This window comes from Dyadobacter ginsengisoli DSM 21015 (assembly GCF_059568735.1).
The window spans coordinates 672,447-686,977 of sequence record NZ_JCANTY010000006.1; the positions used below are offsets into that span (position 1 = coordinate 672,447).

Annotated in this window: 13 protein-coding genes and 1 pseudogene; 12 read left to right on the top strand and 2 right to left on the bottom strand. The window is 49.2% G+C overall.

Going from position 1 to position 14,531, the window contains the following annotated elements; genetic code table 11:
* Positions 1 to 58: 58 nt before the first annotated feature.
* The 11 genes from BP71_RS24510 to BP71_RS24560 all read left to right on the top strand — a co-directional run bounded on the left by BP71_RS24510 (position 59) and on the right by BP71_RS24560 (position 9,562).
* Positions 59 to 799: a YdcF family protein gene (locus BP71_RS24510; RefSeq protein WP_496384158.1), complete on the top strand. Its 741-nt coding sequence runs from the start codon at positions 59 to 61 to the stop codon at positions 797 to 799.
* Complete coding sequence (locus BP71_RS24515) at positions 796 to 1,854, top strand: methyltransferase (protein ID WP_496384160.1); 1,059 nt, start codon at positions 796 to 798, stop codon at positions 1,852 to 1,854. The genes BP71_RS24510 and BP71_RS24515 overlap by 4 nt, the downstream gene beginning before the upstream one ends.
* Before the next feature lie 43 nt (positions 1,855 to 1,897).
* Positions 1,898 to 2,380, top strand: coding sequence for a hypothetical protein (locus BP71_RS24520; protein WP_496384162.1), 483 nt, complete (start codon positions 1,898 to 1,900; stop codon positions 2,378 to 2,380).
* Between the two features lie 28 nt (positions 2,381 to 2,408).
* Positions 2,409 to 3,317: a hypothetical protein gene (locus BP71_RS24525; protein WP_496384164.1), complete on the top strand. Its 909-nt coding sequence runs from the start codon at positions 2,409 to 2,411 to the stop codon at positions 3,315 to 3,317.
* Positions 3,318 to 3,319: 2 nt separating this feature from the next.
* Positions 3,320 to 4,462 carry a dialkylresorcinol biosynthesis protein DarB gene (darB, locus tag BP71_RS24530; protein WP_496384166.1) on the top strand — a complete coding sequence of 381 codons (1,143 nt, stop codon included), beginning with the start codon at positions 3,320 to 3,322 and terminating at the stop codon, positions 4,460 to 4,462.
* A 56-nt stretch (positions 4,463 to 4,518) separates the two neighbouring features.
* Complete coding sequence (DarG, locus tag BP71_RS24535) at positions 4,519 to 4,917, top strand: flexirubin biosynthesis protein DarG (protein WP_496384168.1); 399 nt, start codon at positions 4,519 to 4,521, stop codon at positions 4,915 to 4,917.
* Positions 4,918 to 4,921: 4 nt separating this feature from the next.
* Positions 4,922 to 5,953 (top strand): BtrH-related acyltransferase DarH, encoded by a 1,032-nt coding sequence (gene darH / locus BP71_RS24540; RefSeq protein ID WP_496384170.1) that lies wholly within the window; start codon positions 4,922 to 4,924, stop codon positions 5,951 to 5,953.
* A 13-nt stretch (positions 5,954 to 5,966) separates the two neighbouring features.
* Entirely contained in the window at positions 5,967 to 6,716 is a 750-nt protein-coding gene (locus BP71_RS24545; protein WP_496384172.1) for an ABC transporter ATP-binding protein, read from the top strand.
* 4 nt (positions 6,717 to 6,720) lie between these two features.
* Positions 6,721 to 7,998, top strand: coding sequence for an ABC transporter permease (locus tag BP71_RS24550; RefSeq protein WP_496384174.1), 1,278 nt, complete (start codon positions 6,721 to 6,723; stop codon positions 7,996 to 7,998).
* 93 nt (positions 7,999 to 8,091) lie between these two features.
* Positions 8,092 to 8,358, top strand: a complete 267-nt coding sequence (locus BP71_RS24555) for a phosphopantetheine-binding protein (RefSeq protein ID WP_496384176.1) — start codon at positions 8,092 to 8,094, stop codon at positions 8,356 to 8,358.
* Positions 8,359 to 8,365: 7 nt separating this feature from the next.
* The gene (locus BP71_RS24560; protein ID WP_496384178.1) at positions 8,366 to 9,562 is read left to right on the top strand and encodes a beta-ketoacyl-[acyl-carrier-protein] synthase family protein; all 1,197 of its coding nucleotides are present in this window, start codon (positions 8,366 to 8,368) and stop codon (positions 9,560 to 9,562) included.
* Here the strand turns inward: BP71_RS24560 and scpA are convergent.
* The gene (gene scpA, locus BP71_RS24565) at positions 9,559 to 11,745 is read right to left on the bottom strand and encodes a methylmalonyl-CoA mutase (protein ID WP_496384280.1); all 2,187 of its coding nucleotides are present in this window, start codon (positions 11,743 to 11,745) and stop codon (positions 9,559 to 9,561) included. The genes BP71_RS24560 and scpA overlap by 4 nt on opposite strands.
* Positions 11,728 to 12,828 (bottom strand): annotated as a pseudogene (locus BP71_RS24570) (methylmalonyl-CoA mutase family protein); the annotation flags it as partial. The pseudogene BP71_RS24570 and the gene scpA, both read right to left, overlap by 18 nt.
* Before the next feature lie 261 nt (positions 12,829 to 13,089).
* On the opposite strand from BP71_RS24570, the gene dnaA reads away from it, so the two are divergent.
* The gene (gene dnaA, locus BP71_RS24575; RefSeq protein WP_496384180.1) at positions 13,090 to 14,517 is read left to right on the top strand and encodes a chromosomal replication initiator protein DnaA; all 1,428 of its coding nucleotides are present in this window, start codon (positions 13,090 to 13,092) and stop codon (positions 14,515 to 14,517) included.
* Positions 14,518 to 14,531: the final 14 nt, after the last annotated feature.

The window sequence follows — 14,531 nt, forward strand, 5'->3', positions numbered from 1 at the left end:
TTGCCTGAGTCTGGTGAACGTTTCACAGCTTACTGTTTAAAACCGCTAACCCTTTACTGTGCGTTTTGCCAACACGTTTTTCCTGCTGTTTGTTTGTCTGCTCTTTACCAGTTGCGGTAAAATGCTCTACCGTTCGGCTGCCAAAGCTTTCACGAAAGGTGCCAAAGAAGCACCCTATGATGCTGTGATTGTGCCTGGTTTCCCATACAATGGCGAAAAATGGGACATGGTGCATCAGCTCCGCATCCACTGGGCTTATTACCTTTATTCCAAAGGCTACACCAAAAACGTCATTTTCTCGGGTGGTGCTGTGGCTACACCCTACATCGAAAGCCGGGTAATGGCCAATTACGCGGAGGCGCTGGGAATTCCGCGTGAGCATCTCTTTACCGAGGAAAAAGCTGAGCACAGCACCGAAAACGTATATTATTCGTACCGGCTTGCGAAAGACCTCGGCTTTTCCAAGATTGCACTTGCCACCGATCCTGTTCAGACCAGCTATATGCGGAAGTTTATCAAGAAATTTGAGCTGCCGATCGGACTTTTGCCCACGGTCATCGACACGGTGAAAACTTTGAACGTGTATGAGCCCAAGGCCGATCATAGCAATGCCTTGGTGAAGGAAGGTTTTGTCAAACTGTCGGACAAGGAGGGTTTTTTCAAACGCTTCCGCGGCACGATGGGCAAGTATATCGTTTGGCATGAAGAAGATCTGAAAAAAGCGAAATACAAAAAGAGATACAAAGACCGGATGATACCCTCTTCCGAACAAACAGGGAACAATAAAAGCGTACAATGAAAAAAGAATTGTCGGCTATTGAAGCCAAATATGAAGCACAAAAGATAGCGTTTGGCCCGATGTACTTCCAGTCGGTGGTAGCGCTCAGGGACCTGGGCATTTTGCAGTACATCAGCGAAAACCGTAAGGGAGTCAGCATGGCCCGTATTATCGAAAATGTGAATGTCTCGGAATACGGCGTGACCCTGTTGCTGGAAGCGGCGGAAATCCTGGGCGTGGTGGAGATCGAGAACGACATCGTCAGGATCAGCAAAGTAGGTTTCTTTTTGTTGAAGGACGAAATGACCCGCGTCAACATGAATTTCATGCAGGACGTCTGCTACCTGGGCGCCAAACACATGACCGACAGTATTGTGAATGGTAAACCGGAAGGTCTTAAAGAACTAGGCGACTGGCCCACGATCTATGAAGGACTATCGATCCTGCCGGAGCCGGCGAAAACATCCTGGTTCGAGTTCGACCATTATTATTCCGACAATGCATTTCCCGACGCGCTGAAAATCGTGTTCGCCAAAAAGCCAAAACTGATCTTCGATATAGGTGGCAACACCGGCAAATGGTCGTTCGCCTGCTGCGATCATGACCCGGATGTGAGGATTAAAATACTCGACCTGCCGGTTCAGCTCAATGTAGCCAAAGCCAATGCAACCGAACGTGGCTTGCTCGATCGCATTGATTTCCACGCGATAGACTTGCTGGACACAACCCAGAAAATCCCTCAGGGGGCCGATGTGATCTGGATGAGCCAATTCCTAGATTGTTTTTCAAAAGAACAGATCGTGCAGATCCTGGAAAATGCCTTTCAGGCTGCCTCCGAAAACACGACCTTGTTTATCCTGGAACCATTTTTTGATAACCAGAATTATCCTGCTGCGCATTACAGCCTGGTGGCAACCTCTTTGTATTTTACAATTATGGCCAACGGCAATAGCAAAATGTACAGGATCGAGGTGATGAAAGAACTGGTTTCACAGGCCGGGTTTGAAGTAGTGCAGACTTACCCGTTGATCGGTGATAGCTACCACACGATCCTGGAATGCAGGAAAAAGGCATAATGCCTGATCCTTTTTTATTCCGAATACGTAAATATGCATTGTTATGAAGCGGTTTTTGGTGGTTTGCATCGCTTGTTTGTTTGTAGTGGTAATAAAGGCCAATGCACAGCTCGATAAAGGAGCATATTACAAGGCGTTGTCAAGCGGAGAAGAGGAATCGATTGACAAGGTGCTTGCCAAGCTCGAAAATGAAAAGGGCTCGCCGAAGGTGAATGCCTACAAAGGCGCGCTGACCATGAAAAAGGCAGGTTTTGTGAAAGGGGTAGGCGGGAAAGTCAAGACGTTCAAAAAGGGTGCCCACCTACTCGAAGACGAAATCAAGAGCAACCCCGGTAATACCGAATTCCGTTTCCTGCGCCTCACGGTGCAGGAACACGCGCCGGGGATTTTGAAATACAACAAGGAAATAGATGCCGATAAACAGGCGGTGGTTTCGGGCTTCGACAAGCTGGATGCCGATTTGAAAACGGTAATCGTCGATTACGCGAAGGATTCGAAGGTGTTAAAGGAAGCGGATCTGAAATAGGGAAATGCATTAACGGGATTGCCGATAAATGAAAAATATACTAGTCGTAAACTACTCTCAATCAGGTCAGCTAAATGAAATTATCGATCAGTTCCTGCAACCGTTCGAACCTGAAACAGTAGAGCGGCTGGAAATTTTTCCGGCAAGCCCATTCCCATTTCCGTGGACCAGTGACGAGTTTTTTGATAAGATGCCCGAATGCGTACAGGAAGATCCGATCGAGCTGCAACCGTTGCATTTTGGCGCAGAACGATACGACCTGATCGTGCTCGGGTACCAGCCTTGGTTCCTGTCGCCGTCCCTGCCCATTACCTCGCTGCTCAAGAGTCCAGGCTTCAAAGCCAGGGCTAGGGAGACGCCGATCGTCACCGTAATCGGAGGGAGAAATATGTGGCTCAATTCGCAGGAAAGCATCAAAAAACTGATCGCCGATGCAGGCGGCAGGCTGGTAGGCAATATTCCGCTGATGGACCGCGTTTCAAACCTCATTAGTGCCGTGACCATCCTGCATTGGATGCTCACCGGCCGTAAAGACCGCAAATGGGGCGTTTTCCCCAAGCCCGGCGTGAGCGACGAAGACATCCATAATGCAGCACGATTCGGGGGGATTGTAAAAAAATCTTTTGAGAGCCGCGATTATACCGGTTTACAAAAAGAGATCATGGCCACAGGCCTCATTGCAATACCAACCGACATCCTTTTTATCGAGGGGCGGGCCAAGAAACTTTTCCGGATCTGGGCCAATCTTATCAAGACGAAGGGGACGACGCCTGCCAAGCGAAAACGGCTTGTCGGATTTTTTAAATATTACCTGCTGGTAGCACTTTTTATGGTAGCGCCAGTGCTGGTCACAGCATACCGGGTACTGATCGCACCCTTTGCGACCAATGCGATTAAGAAGAAAAAAGAATACTTTTGTGGTGTAGAAACCAAATGATAATGTCAGAAGCATATATTACAAGGATTGCCAAGTTTTTACCGAATGAATCCGTTTCCAATGAGGAAATGGAAGAATATTTAGGATACATCAACGGAAAACCTTCGAAATCAAAAGCCATTGTGCTGCGTAACAATGGTATCAAAAACAGATACTACGCGTTGCGTAAAGACGGAACATACACGCATACCAATGCGGAGATGGCCGCTCTGGCGATCAGGAATTTATTTCAGGGTAATCCGGAGGAAATCAGCCAGATGGACCTGCTGAGTTGTGCCACTTCCAGCCCCGATCAGCTGATGCCTTCACATGGTTCGATGGTACATGGCAATCTGCCGGAAGCCGGCTCCATTGAAGTGGTTTCGCCCTCGGGTGTATGTTGCGCAGGTATGCATGCATTCAAATACGCCTATATGGCCGTGAAACTGGGAGAGAAACAAAAGGCGGTTGCCTGTGCTTCGGAACGGCTATCACCGGTACTGCGTGCCGACCAGTTTGAAGACGAAGTGCAGCAGTTGGTCAAACTCGAAAAAAACCCCTATTTGGCTTTTGAGAAGGACTTCCTGCGTTGGATGCTTTCGGACGGGGCGGGTGCATTTCTGGTTGAGTCGCAGCCTAATGTGGAAGGGATCTCGTTGAAAATTGACTGGATCGAGGGTTGCTCTTATGCCAACGAGGTAGAGGCTTGTATGTACATGGGAGCCGATAAGCTGGAAGACGGATCGCTGAAAAGCTACAAGGAGTTTACCGCCGAGGCGATCCAGGATCAGTCGGTGTTCAGTATCAAACAGGACGTGAAGCTTTTAGGTGAAAAAATTGTTAAATTGGGTTTTGCCAAGCTGAAAGATATTCTTGTCAAGAAAGGAGTGACGATGGAAGATGTGAGCTATTTCCTGCCGCACCTTTCCAGCTATTTCTTTGAAAGTAAGATTGACGAATTTTTCAAAGAGAATGGAATGCCGATACCGAAAGAAAAGTGGTATACCAACCTGGTGACGAAAGGCAACGTGGGTGCTGCTTCCATTTATATGATGCTCGAAGAGGTATTCAACAGCAAAGCGTTGAAAAAGGGTGAAAAAATATTGCTCGCAGTACCCGAAAGCTCGCGCTTTTCGTACATGTTCTGCTTGCTAACCGTCTGCTGATCGGGGCGTAAGCCCGATGTGCCGGCATTGAACAACTTCAAAAGCTGCCCATATTCATGAAAAAGGAAGATCTTCCCCAGGACCCGGGAGCCCTTGCCAAATTTACCCGGGAAGTATGCTACGTCAAGAATGATGACGGCAAGTACGAAACGGCTTTGAGCAAAGGCTGGGATGTCAAAAAACAGGCACTGGATAGCGCCTGGGAGGAGGTCAACGAGCGGGTGGAAGAGGCCAGAAAGGCGGTAGCCAATGGTGAAAAAAGCCCTGTATATTATTTTATGGAACTTCGCCTGATGGATTTGGCAGTGTTGTCGGGCTACACGGGAATCTTTCCCTTTTTTATTAAAAGACATTTCAAACCATCCGTTTTTAAAGATCTTAGCGAAAAAAAACTGGAAAAATATGCCAGGGCTTTCGACATTACCGTGAGCGAGTTGAAAAATTTTAAAGGTTGATCCAGTGAATATTGATAGTCAAACGGATGAGTTTCACCATGTTCAGACCGCGCATTGCGAAAACGGGGTGACCACCGCATTGCTGCGTTACCACGGCCTGGACTTTATGACCGAGCCGCTGGCTTTCGGGATGGGTTCCGGCCTTTTTTACATTCAAATACCTTTCCTGACGGTTAATAATGGCCCTGCGATCTCCTTCCGGACGATGCCGGGCGCGATTTTCAAAAGGACCTGCAAATCGCTGGGCGTGGAAGTAACCCGCAAGAAATTCTCGAATCCGGCTTCGGCGGAAGCATACCTGGATCAGAAAGTAAAGGAAGGCGTGCCGGTAGGCTGCCAGGTGGGTGTTTTTCACCTCACTTACTTTCCCAAAGAATATCGGTTCCATTTCAACGCGCACAACCTGATCGTTTTCGGCGAAGAAGAGGGCCGTTACCTGGTCAGCGATCCGGTTATGGAAGACGTGACTTCGCTTTCGAGAGAGGAGCTTTCACGTGTTCGCTTTGCTCAAGGGCCGCTGGCCCCCAAAGGGCATATCTATTTTCCCGAAAGCGTTAAACCCATTACGGACGATATGATCCGGAAGGGTATAGTGAAGGGAATCAGCCGGAATGTACGCGATATGCTGCATATACCCGGCAATTTTGCGGGCGTGGATGGCATTCGCCATACTTCAAACCATATCCGCAAATGGAGAGATAAACTGGGGCTGCGGAAAGCCAGCCTGTATCTGGGCCAGATCGTCCGCATGCAGGAAGAGATCGGCACAGGCGGCGGCGGTTTTCGCTTCCTTTACGGGGCTTTCCTGGAAGAGGCCGCAGGTTATATGCAGGACGACCGTTTGTCCAATATTTCGGAAAATTTTACCAAAGCCGGGGATATGTGGCGGGCCGGTGCCATTAAAATGGCCGGAGTTTACAAAGGCCGTCTAACCGAACAGAAAGATTTTGAGGAGATTGCCGATATGCTGCTGGATATCCGGCTGGTTGAAAAAGAAGCATTCCAAAAGTTGTCCCGCATGAAACTGGGTAAGTAAGCAGGGATTTGATATGACGGGTAAGGTATGTATTGAAATCAGGGATGTTTTTAAACGGTATAAATCCGCGCAAGAGGATAGTCTTTCCAGTGTTTCCCTGAACATTCTTCAATCGGAGGTTTTTGGTTTGCTGGGCCCTAACGGCGCCGGGAAAACTACACTGATCTCCATTCTTTGCGGCATCATTCCCGTTTCCTCCGGGCAGGTCCGTTTTTTTTTTAATGGGATTCCCTATTCGGAAGCAGAAAGAAAAAGCAGAGTTGGTTTTGTTCCCCAGGAATATGCATTCTACCAGGAGCTGACCGCGCGCCAGAACCTCGATTATTTCGGGGCGATGTATAATCTGTCCAGAAAGGCATTGGAGGAAAGGCGGGAACATCTGCTGAAAGTGCTGGGCCTGGACAAGGCAGGAGACAAAAAGGTAGGTACGTTTTCAGGCGGCATGAAAAGGCGTGTCAACCTGGCCATCGGCATCATCCACGAACCTGAAATCCTTTTCCTCGACGAGCCCACGGTAGGAGTCGACGTGCAGAGTCGGAATGCCATTATCCGCTACCTGCAACAGCTAAATGAGGCTGGAACAACGATAATCTATACTTCGCATCATATGTCGGAAGCGGAGGAGTTTTGTAAAAGCATTGCGCTGATCGATCATGGCAAGGTCATTGTAGCGGGTGGACTCAATGAGCTGAAGGCAGTACACGCTGTCGACAGCCTGCAGTCATTGTTCATCAACCTGACCGGCGAGGCGTATCGCGACTAAGTTTATGTTTAAATTATATTCATCATTACGCAAAGAATTGCTCCTGCTAATCAACGACAAGGTCGGGCTTGCTTTGATGTTCGTGATGCCGTTGTTGCTGGTGTTCATCATCACCATCATCCAGGATAGCGCGTACAAGATGGTCAACGAGAACCAAATACCGTTGCTCGTCGTGAACCACGATCAGGGTGGGGAGGGAAAGAAACTGGTAGGATTGCTGGAAAAGTCGGGCCTTTTCAAAATAGATTCTCAGAATGACATTCAGCAGCAGTCGCTGCGATCGGAACTACTGTCCAGGGGAAAAATGATCGCATTATACATTCCTGGCAGCTTCTCGGCGGGGCTGGAAAGCAATGCGGAAGACGTGAGCGGCATTCTCATGGATGACCTGGGGCTGGACCATCGAGAGGGGGCCGGGGAAAAAGTCTCAATGCCGAGACTCTCTTTTTACAATGATCCTGTGTTGCAGGAGAATTACAGTTACTCGGTCATGAGCGTGATCCAGTCCTACATGAGTGTGATTGAAAACTCACTGATGATCGACCGGATGTATGCAAACATGGATCTGGCGGACAAATCCGAAAAACTCAAGCAGAAAATGATATCGAACCGTGTAGCGATCGATCAGATCGTTGCCCGGAACAACAATTCGACTTCGATACCTAATTCGACCCAGCACAATGTGCCGGCCTGGACCATTTTCGCCATGTTCTTTATGGTCGTGTCGCTGGGCAGCAATATCGTCAAGGAGCGTGTGAGTGGAAGCTTTCTCCGGTTGAAAACAATGCCGACCACATTTATGCTGGTGATGTTCAGTAAAATGGCGATTTATGTGGTAGTTGCAGTATTGCAGGTGGCATTGACGTTCTCAATGGGAATCTGGATACTGCCCGGGCTGGGGCTCCCGCGCCTGAGTGTTCCGGACAACCTGATTGCGCTTTTTGCGGTGATTTTTATCAGCAGTATGGCGGCAGTGAGTTATGCTCTGATGATCGGCGCATTTGCCAGAACAGAGCAGCAGGCTAATGGTTTCGGAGCCATATCCATTATTATTTTCGGGGCTATCGGGGGAATACTCGTACCTACGTTTGTGATGCCGGGTTTTATGCAGTTTGCCAGTAATTTTTCACCCTTGCACTGGTGTCTGGAAGGATTTTACATGTTGTTTCTTAAAGAGGGCAGCTGGCAGGAGTTAAGGAAGGTGTTTTTGTTTCTGGGCATTTTTATCCTCTTTTGCCAACTTGGCACATATTTTAAGTTACGGTTGGAAAGAATTATTTAAGTTTGATGTTCGTAACTACCTGAACTAGCTGATGTATCCTGCCTTGCACCGAAAAGGCCGGACTATTACCTTGAAAGTGACTAACAAATCGACATGGACATAGAAAGCCTGAAGCCCATTCTGAAAGGGCAAATTGTACAATACCTGAATTTACTGGATATCAATCCGCAGGACATTAAAGATGACGAGCCCCTCTTTGGCGGCGAGCTGGGACTGGACTCAATCGACTCACTCGAACTGGTGGTACTTCTGGAAAGAGAATATGGTATTAAAATCAACAATCCGGCCGAGGGCAGAAAGATACTGGTGGATGTGAACCACATGGCCGAGTATATTCTCGCGCACACAAAAGCAGCTTGATTCATAAATGGGAAGGGTGTTGGTGACAGGCATGGGTATGATTTCCGCCATTGGTAATAATGTGGCGGAAAATCATGAGAGCTTGCGAAGCGGGCGTTCAGGGATCGGGAACGTGGCTTTTTTCGAATCGTTGTACGCTTCGCAACTGCCGTTTGGAGAGGTGAAACTGAGCAACGGCGAATTGAAAAAGTCGCAGCAACTCGAAACCGCCACCGGCTACACACGTACCTGCCTGCTTGCCGACAAGGCCTTCACAGAAGCCATTGCCGATGCTGCATTAACGCGAGGCCAGCTTTCTTCGCTGGATACCGCATTGATATCTGCCAGTACCGTCGGTGGTATGTGCCTCACCGACCAGCTTTACGAAGACGCCAACCACAAATCGGAAGGCTCAGAATACCTCGAATCCTACGGCTGCTCGGCACACACATTGAAACTCGTGAACCGGTACCGGATTAAAGGTTTTACGGACACCATCAATACTGCCTGCTCCTCTTCGGCGAATGCGATTATGTTGGGTGCAAGACTGATTCGCTCCGGAAGGGTCAAGAGAGCGATCGTTGGTGGCGTCGACAGCCTGGCAAAATATACTGTCAACGGTTTCAATGCATTAAAGATACTTTCGGATACTGCCTGTAAGCCCTTTGACGTCAGCCGTGACGGACTGAACCTGGGTGAGGGCGCGGCTTACCTGGTGCTTGAGGCGGAAGAACTGACCCGTAATAAGAAAGCGTATGCAGAGATAGCAGGCTTTGGCAATGCGAACGACGCACATCACCCCTCAGCCATGTCTGATGAAGCCACCGGGGCCATCCGCTGTATGCGGGAGGCGATGCAAATAGCGGGGATAGACCGCAGGGAAATCGGCTATGTGAATGCGCACGGAACAGGAACCCAGAATAACGATCAGGTAGAGTTTTACGGGCTGGCGGAGCTATTCGGAACCATTCCACCATACAGTTCTACAAAATCAATGACAGGACACACATTGGGGGCGGCGGGTGCGGTTGAGGCAATTTACAGTATTTTAGCGATCGCCCATTCCGAACTTTTTCCCAGCCTGAGCGTGCAGGAGCCGATCGGAGGGTCAGATTCTGCTCCTGTTTCGGCATGGCGGGGTAACTATCCGCTCAGCTATGTGCTTTCCAATTCCTTTGGATTCGGTGGAAACTGCACTTCACTCGTTTTTGCGAATATCAACTAATTTTCTTCCATCAGTTTGGTCAGAATTTCCTGTGCTGCCACGGAAATCACGGTTCCCGGCCCGAATATACCTTTTACGCCGGCTTCGTACAGAAATGAATAATCCTGCGCAGGGATCACACCACCGACTATCACCATAATGTCAGGTCGGCCCAGGTTTTTCAGCTCTTGGATCAATTCAGGGACAAGCGTTTTGTGGCCGGCAGCCAAACTCGACGCCCCGACAACGTGCACATCATTTTCGACGGCCTGTTTGGCGACTTCCTGCGGTGTCTGAAAAAGCGGTGCGATGTCGACATCAAAACCCAGGTCTGCAAAACTGGTTGCGATCACTTTTGCACCGCGATCATGACCGTCCTGGCCCATTTTTGCCACCATGATCCTGGGGCGACGGCCTTCGGCCGCCGCAAATTCGTCGGACATCCGGCGTGCAGATAGAAAGCTTTCATTTTCCGAAGCCTCTGACTGGTATACCCCGGAAACGGTGCGAATGGCAGACTGATACCGGCCGAATTCCTTTTCCATTGCGTCTGAAATTTCTCCTAATGTAGCTCTTTTACGGGCCGCAGCCACGGCAAGGTGCAAGAGGTTGGTCTCCATATCTTTACCTCCTGGTTTACTGCATGCACCGGCCAGACGGTCAAGGGCCTCGGTCACTGCCGATGCATTTCTATTTTTTCTGACGGCCTGTAACCCTGCTATCTGAGCCTCGCGTACGGCTGCATTGTCTATTTGAAGAATTTCAAAGGGTTGATCGTCGTTGGTAACAAATCGGTTTACACCTACGATCACCTCCTTGCCTGCATCGATTCGCGCCTGCTTGCGGGCTGCTGCTTCCTCGATCCGCATTTTGGGAAGGCCGGTTTCGATAGCGTTAGTCATACCGCCCAGTCCTTCCACTTCCTCGATGAGTCGCCATGCTTTTTCGGAGAGCTCTTTGGTCAGGTACTCCACGTAATAAGAACCACCCCATGGATCCACGGCTTTGCAGAGGTCTGTTTCCCGCTGGATAAATATCTGTGTGTCTCTGGCAATGCCGGCAGAAAAATCGGTTGGCAAGGCAATGGCTTCATCCAATGAGTTAGTGTGCAGAGATTGAGTGTGCCCCATAACGGCTGCCATGGCTTCAATTGTGGTTCTGGCAACGTTGTTGAACGGATCCTGTTGAGTGAGGCTGTAACCGCTGGTTTGGCAATGCGTTCGCAGTATCAGCGATTTTTCATTCTGCGGCCCAAACTGTTTCACGATCTTGGCCCATAACATCCGGGCGGCCCTCATTTTGGCAATTTCCATAAAATGATTCATGCCTATTCCCCAGAAAAATGAAAGCCTGGGTGCAAAATCATCGATAGGAATGCCGGCGGCGAGTCCGGTGCGGATATACTCGAGTCCGTCGGCCAGGGTGTAGGCCAGTTCGATGTGTGCCGGCGCGCCCGCTTCATGCATGTGGTAGCCGCTGATGCTGATCGAATTGAAACGGGGCATGAAATGGGAAGCGTAAGCGAAAATGTCACCCACGATCCGCATGGATGGGGTGGGCGGGTAGATATAGGTATTGCGGACCATAAACTCTTTCAGAATGTCGTTCTGAATAGTTCCGGTAAGTTGGTCCGGCCGGACACCCTGTTCTTCCGCTGCGACGATAAAAAAGGCCATAACGGGGATCACAGCACCATTCATCGTCATCGATACCGACATTTCATCCAGCGGTATCTGCTCGAAGAGGGTTTTCATGTCTTCCACGGAGTCGATGGCGACACCAGCTTTACCTACGTCCCCCTTTACGCGCGGATGATCTGAATCGTAGCCGCGATGCGTCGCCAGGTCGAATGCTACAGACAGCCCTTTCTGACCTGCTGCTAGGTTCCTGCGGTAAAATGCATTGGATTCAGAAGCAGTGGAAAAACCGGCATATTGCCGTATCGTCCACGGGCGCTCGATGTACATGCTTGCATAAGGCCCGCGCAGAAATGGGGGTTCGCCAGCGCCAAAAGCAGGATGAGCGGAGTCTCCCAGATCGGCTTTTGTGAAAACAGGCTTTAATATGACCCCTTCCGCAGTTTGGGTGAAAGTCTTAACGGGCTGTTGCGTCGAATTTGCTATCAGGCCTGATGCGATCGGCTCATTAGTAGAAGCAGGTTTTGGATATTGTCTTGCGAAGTTCTCCCAGACCTTTTCGGCCAGTTGAAGAGCCATTGTTTCCAGCAAATACGCTCCGCCAGCAGGGTCCGCGACATTAGCCAGATAGCTTTCATGTCTCAGAATAGACGAAATGTTCGACGCCAGACGGTTGGCAAATGCATTGTTTTGCGAAGCATCATATGGTAAAACGGTGAGCGCGTCACAACCTCCGGTAACCGCGGCCATCGCCTCCGATGTGGTTCTGACCAGATTCATGAAATCCGTTTGCCCTACCGGTTCGTGCAGCAGCGTTTGGACATGAATAAACGGGCTGTAAAGCGTAGCCGGTAACCCGTGTTTCCGCGCGATTTGGTGTAACAGGTAACGAAGCGCCCGGAGTTTTGCAATTTCGGTCAGGTATTGAGTGCTTACCCGAACCGAGAAAAACGTCCGGTTGAATGCCAGCAACGGCGACACGCCATTTTCGATCAGTAGATCAACAGCCCTGGAAAAAGACGTGATTATAGCCGTCAGATTCGAGACGGGATCGCATTCCTGATCGGAAACAGGTGGTGCAATCATCAACGGCCGGAACTCCCGCATATTTTTGGTGCGCTTGATCAGCGCCGCGATTTCCGGGAGGGGATCATTTGTTTCATCATGCTTTGTGATGGGGTCAAATGCAATCCCGCCTTTCAGGTAATGTCCTCCGAAGCGTGCTATTTGATCGAACAAACGTCCGGGGTGATGGCCCGTCCTGAAAAAAACGGGCGTGGCACTCAAGTCGATACCTTGTAAAATATGCGCAAGGTCGTACCGATCGGGATTGCTTTCAGAGAAATCGAGCAGAATGCCGTCGGCTCCGCATTGCAGGGAAGAACGGATTGCTGCATTGGTGGCGGCAGGAGTTGTTACAGCCACGAGTGGCATATTCAGCCAGCCAGGTTCTTTCTTTTGTACAATTTGTATCGCTCCGACCTTTTCCCAATCGATTTCCGGGTCGGTCATATAGGGGCTGATAGAGAGATCAGTGGCGATTTTCCATTGATCCAGTGCCTGTGTACGTCCCTTTACTTCCTTTTTTACAAGTGTCTCCCAGGTTGCCTTATCCGATGAGCTGAATTCCGAAAACAGGTTTGCTGACATTTGACAGGTATTGTAATGTGGATCGAAGCACTGTGCCTGGAAGCAAAACTACAAATTTTAGTACGCAAAACAGGGGACAGAAATTTCAAAACGCCTCCTGTAACCTTCTGGACACGATTACGCTGCTGTTTTTATTTTCGGGCTTGCAGATACACCCGACAGCTGCTAAATTGAATGTTCGATTAGTCTGGAGAGATCAGGTATTTTTATATCTTTGCCGTCCTTTTGAACTACGATACTCAGAGTTTGGTAAATTATACATTGGAAAGAATCAGCACAAATAGAGAGGTGGACCAGGTTTGGGATGCCTGCCTGAGGATCATTCAGCAGCACATTCCGGATCAGAGTTTTAAGACGTGGTTTGAACCCATACGTCCCTTAAAGCTTTATGGTAAAGTGCTTACGATTCAGGTCCCCAGCCAGTTTTTCTATGAATGGCTGGAAGACAACTATGTTAATTTACTGAGAAAGGCGCTGGATTATGCCATCGGACGCGACGGCCTGTTGGAGTATTCCATTATCGTCGATACCGGAAATGAGAAGCACCAGCCGCTGACGATGAATGTTTCCACCCAGAAATCACCAAACTATTCCAGGCCGGATAATTTCGCGACGGACCCGCGTATGGGGACGATTGTGAAGGAAAAAGACCAGGATTCGCTGACGCTGGACACATATCTGAACCCCAATTATTCTTTTGACAATTTCATCGAGGGGGATTGTAACAGGCTGGCGCGCTCGGCCGGGTTTGCGGTGGCGCAACGGCCGGGACTTACGTCTTTTAACCCGCTGATGATGTATGGGGGTGTGGGACTGGGTAAAACCCACCTCGTACAAGCAATTGGTAACTACATCACCAACCACTTTGAGAATAAGCTGGTACTTTACGTTTCATCTGAAAAGTTTACAAACCAGTTCATCAACTCCATCCGGAACAATACTTTACAGGAATTCACGGATTTCTATATGAAAGTAGATGTGCTGGCTATTGATGACGTACAGTTTTTATCAGGGAAAGAAAAGACGCAGGATACATTCTTCCATATCTTCAACCATCTCCACCAGCTGGGCAAGCAGATCATCATGACCAGTGACCGTCCGCCGCGTGAGCTGCAGGGATTGCAGGATCGTCTGTTGTCGCGTTTCAAATGGGGCTTGACGGCCGACTTGCAGGCACCTGACTTTGAAACCCGTATTGCCATTATCCAGAAAAAGATCCAGTCGGAAGGTATTTCCATCGACTATGATGTGATCGAGTACATTGCGCATAGTGTAAACTCCAACGTTAGGGAGCTGGAAGGAGTTATTGTTTCGCTCATGGCGCAGGCGTCGCTGACGCGCCGGGATATTGATGTTGAACTGGCGAAAAACACGCTGCGCAACATCGTTATGAACGAAGATAAAGAGGTGACGATCGATACGATTCAGGAGATCATAGCTGATTATTTTCAGGTATCGATTGCTGATCTGAAAAGTAAAAGCCGCAAGAAAGAAGTCGTTTACCCACGCCAGCTGGCGATGTATCTGGCCAAAGAATACACCGACCTGCCTCTCAAATCGATCGGTTACCATTTCGGTGGCCGCGATCACAGCACCGTGATCCATTCTATCCAGAGTATCAATCTGTTGATGGACGAAACCCCAGATGTAGAAGAGACTTTGCAGAAACTCCGCAGTTACTTTAAATAGAAATGAGCGTATAA

Excerpts from the sequence above, each read along its gene's own strand:
- BP71_RS24515 (WP_496384160.1), top strand. The coding sequence starts at position 796 with ATGAAAAAAGAATTGTCGGCTATTGAAGCCAAATATGAAGCACAAAAG.
- BP71_RS24520 (WP_496384162.1), top strand. The coding sequence starts at position 1,898 with ATGAAGCGGTTTTTGGTGGTTTGCATCGCTTGTTTGTTTGTAGTGGTA.
- BP71_RS24525 (WP_496384164.1), top strand. The coding sequence starts at position 2,409 with ATGAAAAATATACTAGTCGTAAACTACTCTCAATCAGGTCAGCTAAAT.
- darB (WP_496384166.1), top strand. The coding sequence starts at position 3,320 with ATGTCAGAAGCATATATTACAAGGATTGCCAAGTTTTTACCGAATGAA.
- DarG (WP_496384168.1), top strand. The coding sequence starts at position 4,519 with ATGAAAAAGGAAGATCTTCCCCAGGACCCGGGAGCCCTTGCCAAATTT.
- BP71_RS24545 (WP_496384172.1), top strand. The coding sequence starts at position 5,967 with ATGACGGGTAAGGTATGTATTGAAATCAGGGATGTTTTTAAACGGTAT.
- BP71_RS24550 (WP_496384174.1), top strand. The coding sequence starts at position 6,721 with ATGTTTAAATTATATTCATCATTACGCAAAGAATTGCTCCTGCTAATC.
- BP71_RS24555 (WP_496384176.1), top strand. The coding sequence starts at position 8,092 with ATGGACATAGAAAGCCTGAAGCCCATTCTGAAAGGGCAAATTGTACAA.
- BP71_RS24560 (WP_496384178.1), top strand. The coding sequence starts at position 8,366 with ATGGGAAGGGTGTTGGTGACAGGCATGGGTATGATTTCCGCCATTGGT.